Annotated in this window: 18 protein-coding genes; 5 read left to right on the top strand and 13 right to left on the bottom strand. The window is 75.0% G+C overall.

The genetic code is table 11. The features are described from left to right. Positions 1–71 precede the first annotated feature (71 nt). Positions 72–1,121: a hypothetical protein gene (locus tag STTU_RS10200; RefSeq protein WP_007822411.1), complete on the top strand. Its 1,050-nt coding sequence runs from the start codon at positions 72–74 to the stop codon at positions 1,119–1,121. 296 nt (positions 1,122–1,417) lie between these two features. Continuing rightward, positions 1,418–1,831, top strand: coding sequence for a hypothetical protein (locus STTU_RS10205; protein WP_007822412.1), 414 nt, complete (start codon positions 1,418–1,420; stop codon positions 1,829–1,831). 121 nt (positions 1,832–1,952) lie between these two features. On the opposite strand, the gene dapC is transcribed toward STTU_RS10205, so the two are convergent. Next, positions 1,953–3,062: a succinyldiaminopimelate transaminase gene (dapC, locus tag STTU_RS10210; protein ID WP_007822418.1), complete on the bottom strand. Its 1,110-nt coding sequence runs from the start codon at positions 3,060–3,062 to the stop codon at positions 1,953–1,955. Between the two features lie 177 nt (positions 3,063–3,239). Beyond that, positions 3,240–3,560: a ferredoxin gene (gene fdxA, locus STTU_RS10215; RefSeq protein WP_010267089.1), complete on the bottom strand. Its 321-nt coding sequence runs from the start codon at positions 3,558–3,560 to the stop codon at positions 3,240–3,242. Between the two features lie 144 nt (positions 3,561–3,704). Here fdxA and STTU_RS10220 point away from each other — a divergent pair, with 144 nt between their 5' ends. Both STTU_RS10220 and STTU_RS10225 read left to right on the top strand, forming a co-directional pair. Then, complete coding sequence (locus STTU_RS10220) at positions 3,705–4,943, top strand: GNAT family N-acetyltransferase (protein WP_007822420.1); 1,239 nt, start codon at positions 3,705–3,707, stop codon at positions 4,941–4,943. Next, positions 4,940–5,761 carry a transglutaminase-like domain-containing protein gene (locus tag STTU_RS10225; protein ID WP_043254739.1) on the top strand — a complete coding sequence of 274 codons (822 nt, stop codon included), beginning with the start codon at positions 4,940–4,942 and terminating at the stop codon, positions 5,759–5,761. The genes STTU_RS10220 and STTU_RS10225 overlap by 4 nt, the downstream gene beginning before the upstream one ends. Before the next feature lie 22 nt (positions 5,762–5,783). On the opposite strand, the gene STTU_RS10230 is transcribed toward STTU_RS10225, so the two are convergent. The 8 genes from STTU_RS10230 to STTU_RS10265 form a co-directional block, all read right to left on the bottom strand. Next, on the bottom strand, positions 5,784–6,404 hold the full coding sequence (locus STTU_RS10230; RefSeq protein ID WP_043254741.1) for a response regulator transcription factor: 621 nt from the start codon (positions 6,402–6,404) through the stop codon (positions 5,784–5,786). After that, positions 6,401–7,651, bottom strand: a complete 1,251-nt coding sequence (locus STTU_RS10235) for a sensor histidine kinase (protein ID WP_007822423.1) — start codon at positions 7,649–7,651, stop codon at positions 6,401–6,403. Before STTU_RS10235 ends, STTU_RS10230 begins: the two co-directional genes overlap by 4 nt. Positions 7,652–7,659: 8 nt before the next feature. Beyond that, positions 7,660–8,484, bottom strand: coding sequence for an ABC transporter permease (locus STTU_RS10240; RefSeq protein ID WP_086021136.1), 825 nt, complete (start codon positions 8,482–8,484; stop codon positions 7,660–7,662). Next, positions 8,481–9,422 carry an ABC transporter ATP-binding protein gene (locus tag STTU_RS10245; RefSeq protein ID WP_007822426.1) on the bottom strand — a complete coding sequence of 314 codons (942 nt, stop codon included), beginning with the start codon at positions 9,420–9,422 and terminating at the stop codon, positions 8,481–8,483. The genes STTU_RS10240 and STTU_RS10245 overlap by 4 nt, the downstream gene beginning before the upstream one ends. 264 nt (positions 9,423–9,686) lie before the next feature. Continuing rightward, positions 9,687–11,996, bottom strand: a complete 2,310-nt coding sequence (locus STTU_RS34125) for a hypothetical protein (protein WP_007822436.1) — start codon at positions 11,994–11,996, stop codon at positions 9,687–9,689. Positions 11,997–12,212: 216 nt separating this feature from the next. Continuing rightward, positions 12,213–12,650, bottom strand: a complete 438-nt coding sequence (locus tag STTU_RS10255; protein WP_010267069.1) for a DUF6113 family protein — start codon at positions 12,648–12,650, stop codon at positions 12,213–12,215. Next, positions 12,647–13,576, bottom strand: a complete 930-nt coding sequence (mshB, locus tag STTU_RS10260; RefSeq protein ID WP_007822440.1) for an N-acetyl-1-D-myo-inositol-2-amino-2-deoxy-alpha-D-glucopyranoside deacetylase — start codon at positions 13,574–13,576, stop codon at positions 12,647–12,649. The genes STTU_RS10255 and mshB overlap by 4 nt, the downstream gene beginning before the upstream one ends. 120 nt (positions 13,577–13,696) lie before the next feature. Then, positions 13,697–13,891: a DUF2304 family protein gene (locus STTU_RS10265; RefSeq protein ID WP_007822441.1), complete on the bottom strand. Its 195-nt coding sequence runs from the start codon at positions 13,889–13,891 to the stop codon at positions 13,697–13,699. Positions 13,892–14,114: 223 nt separating this feature from the next. Here STTU_RS10265 and STTU_RS10270 point away from each other — a divergent pair, with 223 nt between their 5' ends. Further along, positions 14,115–16,253: a prolyl oligopeptidase family serine peptidase gene (locus tag STTU_RS10270; protein WP_007822442.1), complete on the top strand. Its 2,139-nt coding sequence runs from the start codon at positions 14,115–14,117 to the stop codon at positions 16,251–16,253. Here STTU_RS10270 and STTU_RS10275 read toward each other — a convergent pair. From STTU_RS10275 to STTU_RS10285, 3 genes are all read right to left on the bottom strand, one after another. Next, entirely contained in the window at positions 16,237–17,181 is a 945-nt protein-coding gene (locus STTU_RS10275) for a hypothetical protein (RefSeq protein ID WP_234019202.1), read from the bottom strand. The genes STTU_RS10270 and STTU_RS10275 overlap by 17 nt on opposite strands. 251 nt (positions 17,182–17,432) lie before the next feature. Beyond that, positions 17,433–18,560: an ABC transporter ATP-binding protein gene (locus tag STTU_RS10280; protein ID WP_043254744.1), complete on the bottom strand. Its 1,128-nt coding sequence runs from the start codon at positions 18,558–18,560 to the stop codon at positions 17,433–17,435. Continuing rightward, entirely contained in the window at positions 18,547–19,527 is a 981-nt protein-coding gene (locus tag STTU_RS10285; RefSeq protein WP_043254746.1) for an ABC transporter ATP-binding protein, read from the bottom strand. The genes STTU_RS10280 and STTU_RS10285 overlap by 14 nt, the downstream gene beginning before the upstream one ends. Positions 19,528–19,532: the final 5 nt, after the last annotated feature.

Below are 19,532 nucleotides of genomic sequence, written 5' to 3' on the forward strand. Positions count from 1 at the left end.
CCACAGCCCGCGCACAGTGTTCCGGCGTCTCCCGCGAGGGGGCTGGTCCGGCGCCGCGGAGCCGTTACCTTATGGGCGTGCCCGAGCCTTCGCCCTCCCGTCCCTTGCGCCGTCGCAGGCTGCTCCGTTACGGGGCCGCGCTGACCGTCTCGTGCGCGCTCGCCGGTTACCTCGTGGTGCGCTTCGGGCCCGACGCGCAGCACGCGCGGCCCGGCTGCGAGGTCGTCTCGGCGGACGGCGGGAGGACCACGTACTCCTTCGGCGCCGACCAGGCGGTGAACGCGGCGACGATCGCGGCCGTGGGCACCTCGCGCGGGATGCCCGAACGGGCCGTGACGATCGCCCTCGCGACCGCGCTCCAGGAGTCGGGACTGCGCAACCTCGACCACGGCGACCGCGATTCGGTCGGCCTCTTCCAGCAGCGCCCCTCGCAGGGCTGGGGCACGGTCGCGCAGATCATGGACCCCGTCTACAGCGCGGGGAAGTTCTACCAGCGGCTCGACAAGGTCGACGGGTACGCGAGCCTGCCGCTCACGGTCGCCGCGCAGAAAGTGCAGCGCTCCGCCTTCCCCGACGCCTACGCGAAGCACGAGCCCGACGCGGCCCTCCTCGCCGCCGCGCTCACCGGGCGGGCCGCGGCCTCCCTCACGTGCGAGTCCACCGTGCCGGACGGCACGGGCGATCCCTCGGCGGTACGCGCCGCGCTCATCAGGGACTTCGGCGCGGGCGTGCTCCCCGGCGCCCCCGAGGCGAGGCAGAAGGCGACGGCCGCCGCCACGACCGCCTCGCCCTCCCCCGTCGAAGGCACGTTTTCCCGGGGCGGGGCGCCCGCGCGCACCCGCACCGTCGTCGTCCCGGTCGCCGGGGCCGGGACCGCGAAGGGCGCGAAGGGTGCGAAGGCCGCGAAGGACGGGCGGCGCGGCTGGGAACTCGCGCAGTGGGCCGTCGCGCACGCCTCGGTCCTGCACCTCTCCGAGGTCGCCTACGCGGGCCGCGAGTGGCGCGCCTCGGGCACGGGCCACACGTGGCGCGAGGTGGCTGCGGACAAGGGCGACGGCGGGGCGGGCGGCGCGAAGGGCGCGGGCGGCCCGGCGGACGTACGCATCGTCACGGCCCCCTGAGCGACCCCGCGCGCCCCGTGCGCCGCGCACGCCTCGCGGGCTCAGCCGTACGACACCTCGCCCTCCCGGGGGACCGCGGGGCCCCGCCCGAAGAGGCACCCGGGGCGGAGAAGCGCAGGTCGGGGGCGGTGCGGAGGTCATCCGCCGCACGGTGCGGCGGGAGGCCGACAATACGACGCATTGCGAACTCTTTGCCCAGGCGTCCCGCAACCTTCGCCCGGCTCACGCGGTAGTCACGGCGTCCGGGGCCCCGGTGGGTCCCGTACGCATTCACTGATCCCCCGCGAAGGAGCACCATGTCCAAGCCCCTCACCCGCCGCCTCGCCGGTGCCGCGCTGCTGCTCGCCGCCGGTGCCGCGCCCGTGATCGGCGCGGCCGGCGCCGCGAACGCAGCCGAGCTTCCCTCGACGCAGGGCCTCGGGGTCTCCTCGCTCGACGGCGACGCCGTCGGCTCGACCGTCGACGGTGCCGCCAAGGGCGCCGCGCAGACGCTCGGCGAGACCGGAGGCAAGGCGGTCGGCAAGGCGGCGCCCGAGGCCGGGAAGCTCGTCGGCCACGCCGGGCACACCGTCGCCCCCGTCACGGAGCGCGCGGGCAACGGCGACCTGCTCGGCGGCGCGGGCAAGACCGTCAGCGGCACCGGCAAGGGCGGCGGCCTCACCGGCGGCCTCGGCGGCCTCCTCCCCACGAAGGGTCTCCCGCTCGGCTGAGCCGGAAACGACGCAGGAGGGCCGGGGCCCGGGGAGCGCGAACTCCCCGGGCCCCGGCCCGTCCCGTGCGCGTACACGCCAGTGCGGGGACGCGCGCGCCCCGAGGCGGTCCGGTCCGGTCTCAGGCAGAGAGCCGCGCCACCGCCGAGGCGATCCGCTCGTCGCTCGCCGTCAGGCCGACGCGCACGAACCGCTCGCCCGCCTCCCCGTAGAAGTCGCCGGGGGCCACGAGGATGCCGAGCGAGGCGAGGTGCGCGACCGTCTCCCAGCAGGACTCGCCGCGCGTCGCCCACAGGTAGAGGCTCGCCTCGCTGTGCTCGATGCGGAAGCCGTGGTCGAGCAGGGCGGTGCGCAGCGCCGTGCGGCGGGCCGCGTAGCGCTCGCGCTGCTCCTCGACGTGCTTGTCGTCGCCGAGCGCCGCCGCCGTCGCGGCCTGGACGGGCGCGGCCGTCATCATGCCGCCGTGCTTGCGGACCTGGAGCAGCGGGCCGAGCACGCCCGGGTCGCCGACGACGAACGCGGCGCGGTACCCGGCGAGGTTGGAGCGCTTCGAGAGCGAGTGGACGGCGACGATGCCCTCGTGACTGCCGCCGCACACGTCGGGGTGCAGCACCGAGACCGGGTCGGCCTCCCAGCCGAGTTCGAGGTAGCACTCGTCGCTCAGGACGAGGACGCCGTGCTCGCGCGCCCACGCGACGATCCGGGTCAGCTCGTCCTTGCCGAGGACGCGGCCCGTCGGGTTGGACGGCGAGTTGAGCCACAGGACGCGCAGGCCCTCGGGGTCGAGCGTCGTCGGGTCGTCGTAGACCACGTGCTCCGCGCGGGCGAGACGCGCGCCGACCTCGTAGGTGGGGTAGGCGAGGCGCGGGTAGGCGACGCGGTCGCCGGGGCCGATGCCGAGCTGGAGCGGGGCCCAGGCGACGAACTCCTTGGAGCCGACGACGGGCAGGACGTGGCGGTGGCTCAGGCCGCGCGCGCCGAGGCGCCGCTCCGCCCACTCCACGATCGCGTCGCGCAGCTCCGGCGTGCCCCACACCGTCGGGTAGCCGGGCGAGTCGGCGGCGGCGCTCAGGGCGTCCTGGACGAAGCCGGGCACGGGGTCGACGGGGGTGCCGACGGAGAGGTCGACGATCCCCTCCGGGTGCGCGGTCGCGGTCTTCTTGTACGGCTCCAGCTTGTCCCAGGGGAAGCCGGGGAGCAGCGCGTCGAGCGGCTGCGGGTGTGCGGGCACGGTGGCTCTTTTCGGGCGAGAGGGCGAGGGGACGGGGGGCGGTGGCGGGTCCGGTGCGGGTGGCGGTGCGTCACCCGTACCGGAAACGCGCAGGTCCCGCCGGTGCGGGTGCACGGGCGGGACCGGAAGTGCGCGGGCGCACCGGGGAAGCGGGGACGGGCCCGAGGGGCCCGCGGCTCACCCGTTCTGCGGCGGAAGGGCGGCGACGAAGGGGTGGTCGCGCTCGATCAGGCCCAGCTTGCTGGCCCCGCCGGGCGAGCCCAGCTCGTCGAAGAACTCGACGTTCGCCTTGTAGTAGTCCTTCCACTCCTCGGGGGTGTCGTCCTCGTAGAAGATCGCCTCGACCGGGCAGACCGGCTCGCAGGCACCGCAGTCGACGCACTCATCCGGGTGGATGTAGAGGGAACGCTTCCCCTCGTAGATGCAGTCGACCGGGCACTCCTCGATGCAAGCCTTGTCCTTGACGTCGACACAAGGCTGCGCGATGACGTAGGTCACGCTGTCGTTCCTCCTCGATAGGGCGCTGGCGGGCCCGTCCTGGGGGTCCCGCCGCCTGGCGCGCGCGGGAGCGGCGTCGTCGATGCCCGGCACCTAGTATCTCCGCTCGGGGTCATGATCCGAACAGGAGGGGCGGTCCACACCATGGAATTCGCGGCGGGAGCACGCCTTGAAGTCCGTATCAGTGCGTCTGACGTGGGCAAACGGGTCACCGTGCGGAGTGTCGCCGAAGAGGCCGCACCCGGTGCCGCTTTCACGGACACGGTGGGCATTCTCACATCCTGGGACGAGGGCGCGCTGCTCGTGACCCGGCGGGACGGGACGCGGGTGCGGCTCGCGGAGGACGCGGTGGTCGCGGCGAAGGTCGTCCCGGCGGCCCCGGCGCGCAGGCGCGGTCCCGCCGCGGACTACGCGGAGCTGGCGGGGGTTCAGGAGCGGGGCTGGCGGGCGGTGGAGCGGGAGGCGCTCGGCGGCTGGCTGCTGCGGGCCTCGGTGGTGGACGGCGCCGGGTTCACGCGGCGCGCCAACTCCGTGCTGCCGCTCGGGGACCCGGGGATGCCGCTCGCGCGGGCCCTCGACCGGGTGCGGGAGTGGTACGCGGCGCGAGGACTGCCCGCGTACGCGCAGCTCGCGACCGGTGCGGGGGACACGCAGGAGGTGCTGGCCGCCGCGCTGGAGGAGCACGGGTGGCGGCGCGAGGTGTCGGCGCTCGTGATGGTCGGCGCGCTCGCGCCGCTCGCCGAGCTGGGCCCCGAGCCGACCGGGCCCCTGGCGGTCGCCGCGCCGGTCGCGGAGGGCCCCGAGGCGGTCGATCCGGGGGTGCGGCTCGGCAGGACGCCGGACGAGGCGTGGCTGCGGCGTTACAACCGCGCGGCGGGCGCGGAGCCGGGCGGGGTGCCGCCGGGGGTGCTGGCCGTGCTCGCGAGCGGGCCCTCGCCCTGGTTCGCGCGGATCGACGGCGCGGGCGACGACGCGACGCCGGTTGGCGCGGCGGGCGTTGACGCGGTGGGCGTTGACGCGGCGCGGGCCGTCACGGCGGGCGTTGACGCGGCGGACGGGGAGACGGCCTCCGGTCGTAGGGATTTCGTACATACGGACAAGGGGGCGTCCGGGCCCGCCGGGGTGCCGGATGCGATCGGGCGGTGCGTCGTGGACGGCCGCTGGGCCGGATTCGCGGCGGTCGAGGTGGCCCCCGAGCGGCGGCGGCGCGGGCTCGCGCAACGCGTCATGGGGGCGCTCGCGCGGACGGCGCTCGCGGAGGGCGCCTCGGCGGCGTGGCTCCAGGTCGAGCGGGACAACGAGGCGGCCGTCGCGCTCTACACGCGGCTCGGCTTCACGGTCCATCACCACTACCACCACTACCGGGCCCCGGAGGCGGCGTGAACCGGGCCGAGCGCAGGGCGCTGTTCGCCGCCGAGGCGCGCGAGGAACGGCCCTCGCTCTCGCGCCTGTGCCTGCTGCTCGCGGCCGAGGGCGACGAGAAGCTGACCCCGGCGGGCATCGACGCGGCGGAGGCCGCACTCGACCGGCTCGCGGGCACGCTGCCCTTCCGCCCCGGCGGCCCCGCGGACTGGGCGCGGGCGCTGCGCGAGGTGCTGGGCGCGCGCGAGGGCTTCCACGGGGAGCCCGGGGACTACGCGCGCCTGGAGTCCTCGCTCCTGCACGAGGTGCTGCGGCGCAGGAGGGGGCTGCCGATCCTGCTCTCGGTGGTGTGGATCGAGGTGGCGCGGCGCGCGGGCGCGCCGGTGCACGGGGTCGCGCTGCCGGGCCACTTCGTGGTGGGCCTCGGCGAGCCGGGCGACGTCCTCGTGGACCCGTTCGGCGCGGGCAGTCTCCTGGACCGTACGGAGGCGGCCGACCTCGTGGAGCGCACGACGGGCGGCCCGCTGACCCCGGACCGCCTCTCCCCGGCGGGCCCGCTGGAGATCGTCCGGCGCGTCCTCGGCAACATCACCGCGTGGGCCACGTCCCGCCCCGAGCGCACGGACGTCGCCCTGTGGGCCGCCGAACTGGGCCTCCTGCTGCCCTCGCACCCGGCGGAGCTGCGCCGCGAGCGGGCGAGGCTCCTGGTGCGAAGGGGCGACTACCTGGAGGCGGCGGCGGAGTTCGAGCGGTACGCGGAGGTCGTCGAGGCGGTCTCGGGGGAACTCGCCGAGTCCGTGCGGGCGGAGGCGAGGGGCGCGCGGGCGCGGCTCAATTGAGGGTGACCGCCACGGGGACCCCTCACAGCCACCCCTTCTCCCGCGCGATGCGCACCGCGTCGGCGCGGTTGCGGGCCGCCAGCTTCTGGATCGCCGTCGAGAGGTAGTTGCGGACGGTGCCCTGGGACAGGTGGAGGGCCGTGGCGAGTTCGGCGTTGCCCGCGCCTCCGGCGGCGGCGCGCAGGACCTCCGCCTCGCGGGTCGTGAGCGGGTTGGCGCCCTCGGCGAGCGCGGCGGCGGCGAGGGCCGGGTCGATGACGCGTTCCCCGGCGAGCACCTGGCGCACGGCGGCGGCGAGTTCGGCCGCCGGGGCGTCCTTCACGAGGAAGGCGCTCGCGCCCGCCTCCATCGCGCGCCGCAGGTACCCGGGCCTGCCGAAGGTCGTGAGGATGACGACGCGGACGCCGGGCAGCGCGTCGCGCAGCGCGGCGGCGGCGTCGAGCCCCGTCATCCCGGGCATCTCGATGTCGAGCAGCGCCACGTCCACGGCGTGGGCCCGCGCGGCGGCGAGCACCTCGTCCCCGCGCGCGACCTGCGCGACCACGGTCATGTCGCCCTCCAGGCCGAGCAGCGCCGCGAGCGCCTCGCGCACCATCGCTTGGTCCTCGGCGAGCAGGAGGCGTACGGGGGGCCGCGTCGTCATGCGGGCAGCTTAGGCGGCTCCCCCACCGGCGCGTCGTCCAGCGGTACGCGCGCGCTCAGGACGAAGCCGCCGCGCCGCCCCGCGCGGGCCTGGCCCGTCGTCAGGGTGCCGCCGACCTCCGCGAGGCGTTCGCTCAGGCCCGTCAGCCCGTGACCGGCCGACGCGCCCGCCGCGCCCTCGCCGTCGTCCTCGACGCGCAGCTCCAGGTACGGGCCCTGGAGGCTCTGGCGGCGCGTGAGGCTCACGTCGCAGGCGCGGGCGCCGCTGTGCCGTACGACGTTGGTCACGGCCTCGCGCAGGACCCAGGCGAGCGCGGCGGCGGGCTCCGGGGGCAGCGCGGGCGCCTCCTCGGGGAGCCGCGCCTCGATGCCGGCCGTGGCGAGGGCGATGCGGGCGCCCGCGAGTTCGCCGTCGAGCGTCGGCTGCCGGTAGCCGCCCACGGCGGCGCGCACGTCGGTGAGCGCCTGGCGGCCGACCTGCTCGATCTCGGTGACCTGGCGCGCCGCCTCGGCGGGGTGCGCGGGCAGCATGCGGCCCGCCAGTTCGCTCTTGAGCGTGATGAGCGAGAGGGAGTGGCCGAGCAGGTCGTGCAGGTCGCGGGCGAGGCGCAGCCGCTCCTCGTTCGCCGCGAGCTGCGCCACGGTCGCGCGGGCGCGGCGCAGCTCGACGGTCGTGCGGACCAGTTCCCGTACGCCCGTCATCGCGAACCCGCCGAGCAGGACGGGGATCACCGTGTCCCACGCGGGGTCGTGGCCGCGCAGCGGCGGGAGGACGAGGAGCAGCGCGGCCGAGGCGACGACCGCGTACCGCGAGTACGGCAGCGGCAGCGCGGCGGCGCACGAGACCGCGAAGTACACGAGCAGGACGTACCAGGACTCGCCGAGCCCGAGCGGCAGCGCGACGGCGAGGACGATCATCAGGCCGAGCAGCACGAGGGTGCGGACGGTCGCGTACGCGCGGGTGACGTCCCGTACGACGAGCGTCAGGTAGCACGCCACGAACAGGAGCAGCCCCGCCCACCCGGCGGCGCGCGCGGGTGCCGTGTGCGCGCCGCCGAGCAGGTCGTCGAGCGGATCGATCAGGAAGACGAGCCAGACCCCGATCCACAGGACCTTGCCGCGCACCTCGCGCCGGTTGCCCGGCGGGTTGCCGATGAGCGCGGGACGGGCGAGCGAGGCGAGCGCGCGGAGGGTGCGGGAGCGGGGTTCGCTGCTCTTCATCGGTGCCGTCGCGCCTTCGGTCGTCATCGGTGCCGTCACGCCTTCAGAGTGTCCCTGCGGTACAGCCGGGCCGCGACCGCCGTGAAGACGAGAAGGTAGCCGACGACGACGAGCACGTCCTTCGCGTGCGGCGCGCCGCCCGCCTCGACGGCCTGGCCGAGCGCCGCGTAGGCGTGCGTCGGGGTCCAGGAGGCGATGTCCTGGAGCCACTGCGGGAAGTTCGTGGTGGGCAGCCACAGTCCGCCGAGCATCGAGAGGCCGAAGTAGATGAGCATCGTGAGCGGGCGGACCGCGTCGCCCGTCGCGAGGTAGCCGATCGCGACGCCGAGGGCGGCGAAGACGAGGCTGCCGGCCCAGATGAGGCCGAGGAGCGCGAGCCACTGCCAGGCGTCGAGCCGCACGCCCTTGACGGTCGCGCCGACGACGAAGACGACGACGATCGAGGGCAGGCTCACGACGGCCGCCGAGCCGATCTTGCTGAGCACGTAGCCGTGGCCGGGCAGCGGCGTGAGCCGCAACTGCCGCACCCAGCCCTTCTCGCGCTCCCGCGCGATGCGCTCGCTGTTGCCCACGAGCACGGCGGTGAGCGCGCCGAAGGACGCCATCGAGACCATGAAGTACGCGGAGAGCGTCAGGTCGCCGATCTTGGAGTCCCCGTCCTGACCGGCCGTGATGAGGAGGAAGAGCCCGGCCGGGTAGATCACCGAGAAGAAGAGGAACTTCCCGTTGCGCGTCGTCCTCGCGATCTCCAGGCGCAGGAGGGCCAGCGTGCGGGTGAGCGAGGAGCGCGGGACGGCGGCGGGCACGGGGCGGGCGGGGGCCGTCAGGGGGACGGTCGCGGCGGCGGGTTCGTTGCTCATGCGGTCGTGGCCTCCTCGGCCGTCGTGAGGGCGATGAATGCCTGTTCGAGCCCGAGGCCCGTGACTTCGAGGTTGCGCGGGTAGAGGTCGCCGAGGCCGTACAGGGCGTGCACGGTCGCGTCGGCGTCGCGCGAGGCGAGGCGTACGGAGTGGCCCGAGACGTCGACCTCGGTGAGCCCGGGGAGCGGGCGCAGGCGCTCGGCGAGCCCGGTCGTCCCGGCGGGGTCGAGATCGAAGGAGATCCGGCGGGCGCCCGCGCGGGCCTTGACCTCGGCGGCCGTGCCGTCGGCGAGGAGGCGGCCCTTGTTGAGGACGAGGACGCGGTCGGCGATCGCGTCGGCCTCCTCCAGGTAGTGCGTCGCGAAGAGGACCGTACGGCCGGAGGCGGCCTGTTCGCGCATCGTCGCCCAGAAGGCGCGGCGCGCGGTGACGTCCATGCCGGTCGTCGGCTCGTCGAGCACGATGAGGTCGCAGTCCCCGACCGTCGCGAGCGCGAACCGCACGCGCTGCTCCTGGCCGCCGGAGAGCTTGTTGACCTTCTGCGCGGCGACCCCGGTGAGCCCGGCGACGGCGAGCGTGTCGTCGACGGGGTACGGGCGCGGGTGGAGCCGCGCCGCGAACGTGACGAGTTCCCGTACCGTCACGTCCTCCATGAGCCCGCCGCTCTGGAGCATCGCCCCGACCCGCCCGGCGGCGATCGCGCGCTCGGGCGCCCCGCCGAAGAGCCGCACGGTGCCCGCGTCGGGGCGGCGCAGCCCGAGGAGGAGGTCGAGCGTGGACGACTTGCCCGCCCCGTTGGGCCCGAGCAGCGCCACCGTCTCCCCCGGCCGCAGCACGAGCGAGAGCCCGGCCACGGCCCGCACCTCGCCATAACTCTTCGTCACACCGTCGAAAGCGACAACGGCAGGCTCCCCCGCCACATCACGTGTATCCGTCATGCGAGAGAGCATGGCGCGGAAGACCCCGCCCGGGTCAGTGCCGCGTGTCGCAACTCCGGGATGACAGATGTCATGGAGGCGGCGGGCGCCCGTAATCCAGCCCCTCCGGCGTCTGAGGAGCGGGGGCACGGGAGCCCCAAAATCCAGCCCCTCCGGCGTTTGAGGAGCGGGGGCGCGGGGGCGGAGCCCCCGAAGGGGCCCACCCGGCACAAGGCCGAACCCACGGCGGGGGCGAGCCCGTCTCCGGCCCGCCCCCGCGAGGCGTCAGTTGGGATTCGTCTTGATCTCCACCGTCCGCTCCGCAGCCGTCTTCCCCCGCAGCGCCTCCCGCAGCGCCCCCACGACGTCCTGCGGCGTCACGGCCGTCTTCTCGCCCGTCCCCCGGGTGATGAGGACGCCGTCGAAGGTCGAGCCGTACAGGCTCTCCAGGGCCTTGAGGTCGTACGTGTCGACGAGCTTCCCGCCGACGGCCTTGACACCGAGGATCTGCGGCAGGGAGCGGTCCGGGCCGAACTGGATCGACGCGGTCCCCGCCTTGATCGTCACGAGTCCGGACATGGCCGGTTCGGCGAAGTCCTTCATCATGCGGTCGACCTCGGCGTCGGAGATCTCCGGCTTGTGCTCGGTGAGCGGCAGCGAGACCGGCTTGGACGTCCCCGCCCCCACCTGCTCGCGGTACGCCCGCGTCACCACGGCCATCGACCTGGTGACGTCGAGCGTGCGGCCCGGCTTGCCGCGCACGGCCGTCGCCTTGCCCGGGGAGAACTTGATCGTCCCCTCCTGGAGGCTGCCCGACGTGCCCGCGACGCGGCTCAGCGAGTCGGCGAGCTTCTCCTTGTCGACGGGCATGACCGGCTCGACGACGCGCTCCTTGCCGATGAGCGAGCCGAAGACGGAGACCGGGTTGTAGTCGCTCGTCGCCGCGCCGCGCACGGTCGCCTGGCTGTCGAGCGAGAGCCCCGACTTGTCCGGCTTGAGGCTCGCCGCCTTGCCGTCGACGGTGAGCGGGAGCGCGGCGAGGGACCGCTTGGCGAGCGCCGAGTCGAGCTTGTTGACGGCCGCGTCGCGCGTCCCGCCGCCGATGTCCACACCGAGCACGGTGGTGCCCTTGGGGACGTCGGAACGGTTCATCAGGAGGCCCGCGCCGTACCCCCCGGCGGCGATGACGACGACCACGCCGACGAGGAGGCCGAGCTTGCTGCGGCCCTTCTTCTTCGGCTTCGCGGACTTCGTGGCCTTCGGGGCCGGCTCCTCGGGCCCGGTGGGCGGCGTGACCGGCTCGGGGAAGCGCGCCGCGGCTCCGGGTACGGGGAAGGACGGCGACCCTGCGCCGGGGCCCAGCGGGTCCTGGCGCATCGTCACGCGGTCGGCGCCCTGCCCGCTCTCCCACTGCGGCGGGACGACGGGCAGACCGCCTGTCAGCGTGTCGCCGGAGACCTGGCCGCCGGAGCCGCCGCCGTTCGCGGGGCCCTTGCCGGGGCCGTTGCCGGGACCGGCCGAGGGGCCGCGCGGGGCACGGGGCTGCTGCGGGGTGAGGATCGCGGTGTCGTCGACGGAGGGCCACGGCGAGCGCGGCGCACCGGGCGCCGGGTGCTGCGCGGTGGTCTCGGCGTCGGAGGCACCGGCAGCGGGAACGGGACCGGCCTGGGGACCTCCGCCCCGCGGCCCACCGGCGCGCGGACCACCCTGCGGCCCACCGCCCTGCGGCCCGCCCGGTCGCGGTGTCGCCTGCGGCGGCGCGTCGGCGAACGCCTGCGTGACGTCGTAGGCCCCCGTGCTCCGGCCGCCCTGGGGGGGCTGCTGCCCACCGGGGTTCCGGCCGAGGGGCGTACCGGCGGCGGGCGTCGGCGTGCCGTACCCCCCGGCGGCGGGCGCGCCACCACCGGAAGCACCCGCGCCGCCCGGGGCGCCGCGCTCGGTGGGAGCACCGGTGGCACCCCCCGGCAGCCCCGCGCCCTCGGTGCCGCCGCCCTGCGTCGGCGCCACCGGGCTCGGCGTGTTGCCGCCCCGGGTCCCGTTCTTGCGCGGCGCGAACCAGTCGCTCGGCGGCTTGTCCTCGCGCGAAGCGCCCGCGCCCGGACCGGCCTGACCGCCCTGACCGGCCTGGCCGCCCTGCCCGGAAGGCCCCGCGGGGCCGGACTGCGCGGACTGCCCGGGAGGGGCCGGACGCTCGCCGGGACGCGGCCCCTGGCCGCCGTCCCGCTCACGCGGTGCCGAGGGCGCGGGCCGGGTGCGCTCGCGGCCCTGGGGAGCGCCCTGGGTGCCCTGCGGGCCCCCCGCGTCCTCGCCCCGCGCGGCGCGCTCCTCCTTCTCCCTCTCGCTCATCGGCGTGCGGAGCACGACGGGCGGGATGGGCCGCGACCCGGGAATGTTGATCTTGATCCGGGTCGTCATGGTCGTCTCGGTCCTGCGCTCCTCGGAGCGACCCGCGCCGGAGGCCGCGGCGTCCTGGGGGGCGGCTGTGCCGTCCTCGCCCTGCGCCGGGGTGCCGTACGGGGGCGTGCCCGAGGGGTAGGCGGCACCGCCGCCGCTCCCCCGGGGGCCGGAGGACGAACTCTCAGTATCACGACTCAAGGCAGGCTCTCCTGGTTGGCTCCACCGCCCGTCACGACCTCCCGCGAGGGGGCTCCCCTGCCGAAGGTGGGGGGTGGCTCGGCGGCGCGCACCACCATACTGGCCGCCGGACGCCCTCCGTCCGGCCCGCTGGCCGAAGTCGGGGCTTCCGGGGCTTTCGCGTGAATGGTCACGTGCGCGGTCACGGCTGTGCCGGATGCGGGACCGGGTACCCCGTCAGGCGCTCGTACGCACCGCTCCCGGACCGGCCCAGCCGCCCGGCCGCCCGCCCGTGGCACAGATCACAGCGACGGCCATCCCGCCGAGCAGGAAGCCGTACGAACCGAGCCCGGCCCCGAAGACGTAATCGCCCTCGGGGCGTGTCGTGGTGAGCAGGACGACGGCGACGAGCCAGCCGACGGCGGGAATCAGGCCGCCCGCGAGGGTGCGGGCGAGGTGGGCGCCCCCGTAGCAGAGCCCGGCGAGCGCGGCGAGCGCGAGGGCGAGCCCGCCGGGCGGCAGCGCGGCCTGCACGAGCGCCCCGGCAAGCCCCGTCACGAGGCCGAGCAGGGCGCCGCCCGCGTATCCGGCGATGCGCGCGGGGCCGGGCGGCGCGGTGAGGAAGTTCCCCTCGGGGGCGGTGCGCTGGGCGGGGACTTTGGGCTTGTTGCTCATGACTGCGGCTCCCTGGAGGAGGAAGGGGATGGCGGCACGAGCCCGGCGAGGAGCCCCGTCTCGTAGCCGTCCGGTCCGGGCGGCCCCGCCTCGCCCCGTACCAACTCGTAGTACTCGACGCCGAAGACGGGCTGCGCGAGGTCGTTGGAGAGGGCGAAGAGGGGCTCGGCGACGGTGATCTGCGTGGCGTGGGCGCGCATCGCCGCGAGCTTCGCGGGGAGGTGCGCGCGGGCGTCGACGGCGGTCGTGACGCGGGCCGCCTCGACGACGCCGGGGACGTCGTCGACGGCGGCGAGCCGGGCGAAGGGGCTCCCGGGCAGGGCGCGGCGGGCCTCGGCGAAGGCGGCCTCGGCGACGGGGCGCGGGAGCCGGTTCCAGTACGTCTTGGCGATCGTGTGCGCGGGTCCGGCGGCGGGCAGGCGGCCCGGCTCGGCGGCGAGTTCGGCGGCGCGCATCGCGACGCGGTGGGCCTGGATGTGGTCGGGGTGGCCGTAGCCCCCGTCGGGGTCGTACGTGACGAGGACGTCGGGCCGTACCTCGCGGATGACGGCGACGAGGTGCCCGGCCGCCTCGTCGAGCGGCGCGGACCAGAAGGAGCCGGGGCGGTCGTTCTGCGGGGCGCCCATCATCCCGGAGTCGCGGTAGCGTCCCGGGCCGCCGAGGAAGCGGTGGTCGCGGACGCCGAGGGCCGCCATGGCGGCGGTGAGTTCGCCGCTGCGGTACGTGCCGAGCCGGTCGGCGCGGTCCGCGGCGAGGGGGGCGAGGGCGGGCGGGATGATCTCGCCCTCCTCGCCGAGGGTGCAGGTCACGAGGGTGACCTCGGCGCCGCTCGCGACAGCGGCGGCCATCGTGGCACCGTTGTTGATCGACTCGTCGTCCGGGTGCGCGTGGACGAGGAGCAGTCGCGGGCGGGCGTTCTCGGTCATGGGCCAAGCCTACGAGCCCCCGCGGGGACGGCGCCGCGCCACCCGCCGCGAGCGGGCGGCGGGCCCCCGTACCCGCCCCGTCGCACCCCGCGCGCCGGCCCCCGTACCGGCGACGGGGTCTCAGAACTTGATGTCGCCCAGCATCCCCGCCACGTTGTTCGTCAGTTCCCTGATCGTCGGTGCGATCGAGGAGCCGGCCAGGAAGAAGCCGAGCAGCACGCAGACGACCGCGTGCCCCGCTTTCAGCCCCGACTTCCTGACGAGCAGGACGACGATGATCAACATCAGGACCACCGCCGAAATCGAGAGCGCCACGGCGGCTCACCTCCCATGCTCGCGAACTGCGGAGAAGTCCCCCGGCGGTCGGCGCCGGGAGTGCGGACACCCGGGAACAGCGCTGTCCCCACGCACCCGCCGCGCACGGCGGACCTGCACCCACCTTGCGCTACGGATCATAACTATGAGTGGCTGCGCATGAGTCGTCGCACCGGAGCATGAGGGGCGCACCGTCCGCCAACCGGGCTTCTAGGCTGAGCCCATGACAACGGAGTCCCTGAGTTTCCCCCGCCAGTACGCGCGCAGTCAGCGCTTCACCCTCGGAGCGCCGCGCTCCCTCACCGTCGCCCCCGACGGCTCGCGGATCGTTTTCCTTCGTTCCAGGTCAGGGACTGATCGCTCCCAGATGCTCTGGGTTCTTGACGTGACCGAGGACGGCAAGAGCGCCGAGCGGCTGCTCGCCGATCCGGCCGCGTTGCTCGGCGCGGGCGGCGAGCGGCTCTCGGCGCGGGAGCGCGCCCGGCGTGAGCGGGCCAGGGAGAGCGCGGCGGGGATCGTCGGGTACGCGAGCGACGCGGAGGTCTCGACGGCGGTGTACGCCCTGTCAGGGCGCCTGTGGACGACGGATCTGCGCTCCGGGGCGAGCCGTGCGCTCGCCGTGCCCGGACCCGTCATCGACCCGCGCCTCTCTCCCGACGGGTCGATGATCGCCTACGTGTCCGAGGGCGCCCTGCGGCTCGTGGACGCGGACGGGAACGGGGACAGGGCCCTCGCGGCGCCCGAGGAGGCCCAGGTCACCTACGGCCTCGCGGAGTTCGTCGCCGCCGAGGAGATGGACAGGACGCGCGGCTTCTGGTGGGCGCCGGACAGCGCGCGGCTCCTCGTCGCGCGCGTCGACGAGTCCCCCGTCCAGCGCTGGTGGATCGCCGACCCGGCACACCCGGACCGCGAGCCGTCCGCGATCGCCTACCCGCGCGCCGGGACGGCCAACGCGGACGTGCGGCTCTTCCTCCACGACCTCGAAGGGGGCCGCACCGAGGTCGTGTGGGACCGCGTCCGCTACCCGTACCTCGCGCGCGTGCACTGGTCGGCCGCCGGGGCGCCGCTGCTGCTCGTGCAGTCCAGGGACCAGCGCGCGGTGCTCTACCTCGGCGTGGACGAGGAGAGCGGCGCGACGCGGATGGTGCACGCGGACGAGGACCCCGACTGGGTGGAGCTGCGCGGCGGTTCCCCGGCGTGGACCCCGGACGGGAAGCTCGTCCGGATCACGGACGAGGGCGGCGCGCGGGTCCTCGCGGTCGGCGACCGGCTCCTGACCGGCGGGACGCTCCAGGTCCGCGCGGTGCTCGACGTGGGCGCCGACGACGTGCTGATCTCGGCGGCGGCGGGCGCGGAGGCGGCGGACCGCGAGACCGGCGAGATCCACGTGCACCGCGTGAGCGCGCTCGGCGTCGAGCGGGTCAGCGCCGGCGCGGGAGTCCACTCGGCCGTGCGCGGCGGCCCGTTGACGGTCCTGTCGACCGCGACCCCGGACGCCTTCGGGACGACGTACCGGGTGCTGCGGGACGGCGAGGAGGTCGCCCGCCTCGCCTCGTACGCCGAGACCCCGGACCTCGTGCCGCGCCCGGTGTTCACGACGGGGGGCGCACGGGAGATTCCGTGCGCGGTACTGCTGCCGTCCTGGTACCGCGAGGAGGAGGGTCCGCTTCCCGTCCTCATGGACCCGTACGGGGGACCGCACGGCCAGCGCGTCGTGGCGGCCCGCAACCCGCACCTGACCTCGCAGTGGTTCGCCGAGCAGGGCTTCGCCGTCGTCGTCGCCGACGGGCGCGGCACACCGGGTCCCTCGCCCGCGTGGGAGAAGGCCGTGAACCGCCGGCTGACGCTGAGCCTGGACGACCAGGTCGACGCGCTCCACGGCCTCGCCGACCGCTTCCCGCTCGACCTCTCGCGCGTGGCGATCCGCGGCTGGTCCTTCGGCGGCTACCTCGCCGCGATGGCCGTGCTGCGCCGCCCCGACGTCTTCCACGCGGGCGTCTCCGGCGCCCCCGTGACGGACCTGCGCCTCTACGACACGCACTACCAGGAGCGCTACCTCGGCGACCCCGCCGCCGAGCCGGAGGTGTACGCGCACAACTCCCTCGTCACCGACGAAGGGCTCTCCGAGGCGCGCGAGCCGCACCGCCCGCTCATGCTCATCCACGGCCTCGTGGACGACAACGTCGTCGTGGCGCACGGCCTGCGCCTGTCCTCGGCGCTCCTCGCCGCGGGCCGCCCGCACGAGTTCCTGCCGCTGAGCGGCGTGACGCACATGACGCCGCAGGAGGAGGTCGCGGAGAACCTGCTGCTCTTCCAGGTCGACTTCCTGCGCCGCTCGCTGGGGCTCAGCGCGCGCGACTGACCGGTGCCGGGGCCGCCGCCCGCTCCTCGACGGCGGCCCCCGCGCGTACGGGCGTGCGCAGCAGCGCGAGCACGGCGAGCCCGGCGAGGACGTACGCGAGGGTGCTGGCGAGCGAGAGCTGAAGGCGCGGCGTGCCGCTCAGCGCCCCGTCGAAGCGCTCCTGGCGCAGGCCCACGGAGAGCCTGACGAGGCCCCAGGCGAGGAGCATCGCCCCGGCGGCGGTGCCGAGCGCGCGCCCGGCCCGCGCGCGGGCCGCGCAGGCGATGCCCGCGGCGAGGGCGAGCAGCACGAGCGCGGCGGCCCACCAGGGCTGCGGGGTCGCGAGGAGCGTGAGGGTCGTGCTGCGGTTGCCGAGCAGGGCGCCCCGGTAGGCGACGGCCCCGTAGTCGTCGACGCGCACGGCCTCCCAGACGGCGAGCAGCCCGGCGGACAGGAGCAGGACCGCGGCGGCGGTACGGGCCGGGGGCGGCCTGTCCGCGCGGGGGCGCCGCACGGCGAAGGCGCAGCCGAGCAGGAGCACCCCGAGCAACAGCCCCGCGAGATCGGTGGCGCGCGCGAGCCCGCGCAGCCCCTCCCCGCCCCACGGCCCGGTCCACGGCTGCGCGAGCAGCCACGAGGACGGCAGGCGCACGACGAGCGCGCAGGCACCGACGGCGGCGAGCGCCGGGGCGGCGGTACGGGGCGCCCTGACCCCCCGTACGGCCCCCCACACGCCGAGCAGGAGCAGTACCCCGTCCCCGAGCGAGGTCACCTGCACCGACCGCCCGCCCCAGGCGGAGGGCGAACCGGCCCACAGCCACCAGACCCGCCCGGGATGCCAGTGTGCGACGGAGAGATCCCGCACGGCCCACGCGAGACTGCCCGCCGCGAGCAACGCGCAGGCGAGGACCCCGGCCCACCGCGCACGACCACCCGAAACACGCCCCATGCGCCCAAAGGTGCCACACAGACGACGCGCCATGGACAAAGCCCCTCCGGGGGAGATCGAGGAGCGGGGCCCGGGGGGAGCCCCGAGACGTGACCCGGCGGGGGGCGAACAAAAACCGGCCGGGGCGACAGTGTCACCCCGACCGGTTTCAAACGGCACCCGCACGGCCGTACAAGAAGAACCCTCCCCCGTCCGTATATCGGAACCGCGTCCACGGAGTTGCCTCCGTGTTAAGCCCCTCCCGACCCCGCTCACTCCGTGGGAACGATCCGCTTCTCCTCCGCGAAGTGGCAGGCGGAGGGGTGTTCCGCCGGAACACCGCGCCCCTTGAACCACTCGGGGACCGCGAGCACCGGGTCCTCCACCGCGCACTTCTCCTGCGCCTTGAAGCACCGCGTCCGGAAGTGGCAGCCGCTCGGCGGGTTGGCCGGCGAGGGCACGTCCCCCGTGAGGATGATCCGCTCGCGGTGCTCGCGCCGCGAGGGGTCGGGGACCGGGACGGCGGAGAGCAGCGCCTGCGTGTAGGGGTGCGTGGGGTGCTCGTAGATCTGCTCGTCCGTGCCCGTCTCGACGACGCGGCCGAGGTACATGACGGCGACGCGGTCGGAGATGTGGCGGACGATCGAGAGGTCGTGCGCGATGAAGACGTAGGAGAGGTCGAACTCCTGCTGGAGCCGCTCCATGAGGTTGATGACCTGCGCCTGCACCGAGACGTCGAGGGCCGACACGGGCTCGTCGGCGACGATGATCTCGGGGCGCAGCGCGAGACCGCGCGCGATGCCGATGCGCTGCCGCTGGCCGCCGGAGAACTGGTGCGGGTAGCGGTTGATGTACTCGGGGTTGAGCCCGACGACGTCGAGGAGTTCCTGCACGCGCTTGCGCCGGTCCCCCTTCGGCGCGACCTCCGGGTGGATGTCGTACGGCTCGCCGATGATGTCGCCGACCGTCATCCGGGGGTTGAGCGAGGTGTACGGGTCCTGGAAGACCATCTGGATGTTGCGGCGCACCGCCTTCAGGGCGCGGCCGGAGAGCTTCGCGATGTCCTCGCCCTTGTAGCGGATCGTGCCGCCCGTGGGCTCCTCCAGGTGGACGAGCATCTTGGCGACGGTCGACTTGCCGCAGCCGGACTCGCCGACGATGCCGAGGGTCTCGCCGCCCCGCAGGTCGAAGTCGACACCGTCGACGGCCTTCACGGCGCCGACCTGGCGCTTGAAGACGACGCCTTGGGTGAGCGGGAAGTGCTTGGCGAGGCCCCGCACTTCGAGGATCGGCTCGCCGGCCGCGTAGGCGTTCTTCTGGTGCGCCTCGGACATGAGCCGTGCGGCCTCGCGCCCCTCGCGCCTGGCCTCCCTGCGGCTGCCGTGCTCATCGCGATGCATCGAGGGTCTCCTTCCAGTAGTGGCAGGCGCTGGCCCTGGTCGGCGAGACCTCGTAGAGCGGCGGGTCGTCGTGCAGGCAGCGCTCGCGGGCGCGCGGGCAGCGGGGGTTGAACGAGCACCCGTCCGGGATGTGCAGGAGGTTGGGCGGCAGCCCCTTGATCGCGTACAGCTCGCGGCCCTTCTGGTCCAGGCGCGGGATCGACTGGAGGAGACCCTCGGTGTACGGGTGCGCGGGGGCCTTGTAGATCTCGTGCACGGGCGCGGTCTCGACGATGCGGCCCGCGTACATGACGGCGATCTTGTCCGCGACGTCGGCGACCACGCCGAGGTCGTGGGTGATGAGGATCAGGCCCATGTGGTACTCGCGCTGCAACTCCGCGAGCAGGTCCATGACCTGGGCCTGCACCGTCACGTCGAGCGCCGTGGTGGGCTCGTCGGCGATGATCAGCTTGGGTTCGAGGGCGAGCGCCATCGCGATCATGATGCGCTGGCGCATCCCGCCGGAGAACTGGTGCGGGTACTGGCGCACGCGTTCCTTGGCGGCGGGGATGCGGACCCGCTCCATGAGTTCGACGGCCTTGGCGCGGGCGTCCTTCTGGGACATGCCCTGGTGGACGGTGAACATCTCGCCGAGTTGCTGGCCGACGGTGAGGACGGGGTTGAGCGAGGAGAGCGCGTCCTGGAAGATCATCGCGATCTGCGCGCCGCGCACCTTGCGCCGCCGGTCCTCCTTCATCCTCAGCAGGTCCTGGCCCTCGAAGAGGATCTCGCCGGAGGGGATACGGCCGGGCGGCATGTCGAGGATGCCCATGATCGCCTGGGCGGTGACGGACTTCCCCGAGCCCGACTCGCCGAGCACGGCGAGGGTCTCGCCCGCGTCGACGTCGTAGCTGACCCCGTTGACGGCCTTGACGACGCCGTCCCTGGTCGCGAACTCGACGTGCAGGTCTCGCACTTCCAGCAGCATGGCGG

Origin of the sequence: Streptomyces sp. Tu6071, from assembly GCF_000213055.1 — a bacterium.
In the GTDB taxonomy this organism is placed as follows: Bacteria; Actinomycetota; Actinomycetes; order Streptomycetales; family Streptomycetaceae; genus Streptomyces; species Streptomyces evansiae.